This is a genomic window from Streptomyces longispororuber (assembly GCF_014656095.1).
Lineage (GTDB): Bacteria > Actinomycetota > Actinomycetes > Streptomycetales > Streptomycetaceae > Streptomyces > Streptomyces longispororuber.
In genome coordinates, this window is sequence record NZ_BNBT01000043.1 from 54,322 (window position 1) to 56,300 (window position 1,979).

Annotated in this window: 1 protein-coding gene; it reads left to right on the forward strand. The window is 75.9% G+C overall.

Features of this window, described 5'->3' with window-relative positions:
* Positions 1–1,979: condensation domain-containing protein (locus tag IE330_RS16180; protein WP_229925687.1), on the forward strand; the 1,979-nt coding region annotated here is incomplete at both ends.

Below are 1,979 nucleotides of genomic sequence, written 5' to 3' on the forward strand. Positions count from 1 at the left end.
GCCGGTGCCGGTGCCGGTGCCGGTGCCGGTACGGGTACGGGCACGCGCACGGGTGCCGACAAGAGCCCCGGCGCCGTCCTCGACGCGGCGGCCACCGCCGTCCTGCGCGACCGGCTCGCGCGGACCCTGCCCGAGTACATGGTCCCCTCCGCCGTCGTCGCCCTCGACGCCCTGCCCACCACGCCCCAGGGCAAGCTCGACCGGGCCGCCCTGCCCGACCCCGAGTGGGGGGCCGCCACCCGCGGCCGCGCCCCGCGCACCCTCACCGAGGACATCCTGTGCGGCCTCTTCGCCGACATCCTCGGCCGCGAACACGTCTCCGTCGACGACGACTTCTTCGAGATCGGCGGGCACTCGCTGCTCGCCACCCGCCTCGTCGGCCGGGCCCGCTCCGCCCTCGGCGTGGAACTGCCCATCCGGGCCCTGTTCGACGCCCGCACCGTCGCCGCCCTCGCCGGACACGTCGAAGCCGCCGCCCAGGCCCGCCCGCCCCTCACCCCCGCACCCGAGGGCACCGCGCGCACCCTGTCGTACAGCCAGCGCAGACAGTGGTTCCTCAACCGCCGCCAGGGCCGCGACGACGGCTCGTACAACACGCTCCTCGCCTTCCGCATCGCCGGGCGCCTCGACACCGCCGCCCTCCAGGCCGCCCTCACCGACGTCGCCGAGCGGCACGAGGTGCTGCGCACCCTCATCCCCGAGACCGACGGCGTCCCCACCCCCGCCCTCCTGGACGCCGCGGCCGGCGGCCCGCACCTGAAGGCCGTCCCCGTCCCCGAGGGCGACCTCGCCGCGGCCCTCGCCGCCGAGGGCGACCGGGGCTTCGACCTCACCACCGAACTCCCGGTGCGCGCCCGGCTCTTCCCCGCCGGGGCGGACACCTGCGTCCTGCTGCTCGTCCTGCACCACATCGTCTTCGACGGCTGGTCCATCGAACCCCTCCAGAACGACCTCGCCACCGCCTACCGCGCCCGCGCCGCCGGCCGCGCCCCGCGCTGGACACCGCTGCCGGTCTCCTACGCCGACTACGCCGCGTGGCAGCGCGACCTGCTCGGCGACGAGGACGACGAGGACAGCCTCGCCGCCCGGCAGCTCGCCTTCTGGCGGGACGCCCTCGCGGGCCTGCCCGAGGAGCCGGCCCTGCCGACCGACCATCCGCGCCCCGAGGTCAGCGCCTCCCGCGGCGACGTCGTCCTCTTCGACGTCGAACCCGACCTCGCCGACCGGCTCACCGAGCTCGCCCGCACCACCGGCACCACCGACTTCATCGTCCACCAGGCCGCCCTGTCCGCCCTGCTCACCCGCCTCGGCGCGGGCACCGACATCCCCCTCGGCATCTCCGTCGCAGGCCGCGCCGACGAGGCCCTCAACGACCTGGTCGGCATGTTCATCAACTCCCTGGTGCTGCGCGGCGACACCAGCGGCGACCCCACCTTCCGCGAACTCCTCGACCGGCTCCGCGAGACCGACCTCGCCGCGTACGCCCACCAGGACGTGGCCTTCGACCAGGTCGTCGACGCCCTCAAGCCCACCCGCAGCCTCAGCCGCAACCCGCTGTTCCAGATCGGCCTCGGCGTCCGCACCGAGGGCGTCACCGCACTGCGCCTGCCGGGCCTGACCGTCACCCCCGAGTACGTCGGCTCCGACCACGCCAAGCTCGACCTGCTCCTCGAAGTCGTCGCCTGGCCCGGCCACGAGGGCCTGCGCGGACTGCTCACCTTCAGCACCGACCTGTACGAGCGGCCCACCGCCGAGCGCATGGTCCGCCAGTTCCAGCAGATCCTGCGCTCCGTCGCCGCCGACCCCGACATCCGCCTCAGCGGCCTGACCCTGATCGACGACGAGGAGCGCGCCCAGGCCCTGCGCGCCGCCACGGGCCCCGCGCACCCGCTGCCCGCGGACACCCTGCCCGCCCTCCTCGCCGCCACGCCCGGCGCGGGCCTGCCCGACGGCCCCGACGCCCGCGCCAACCGGCTGGC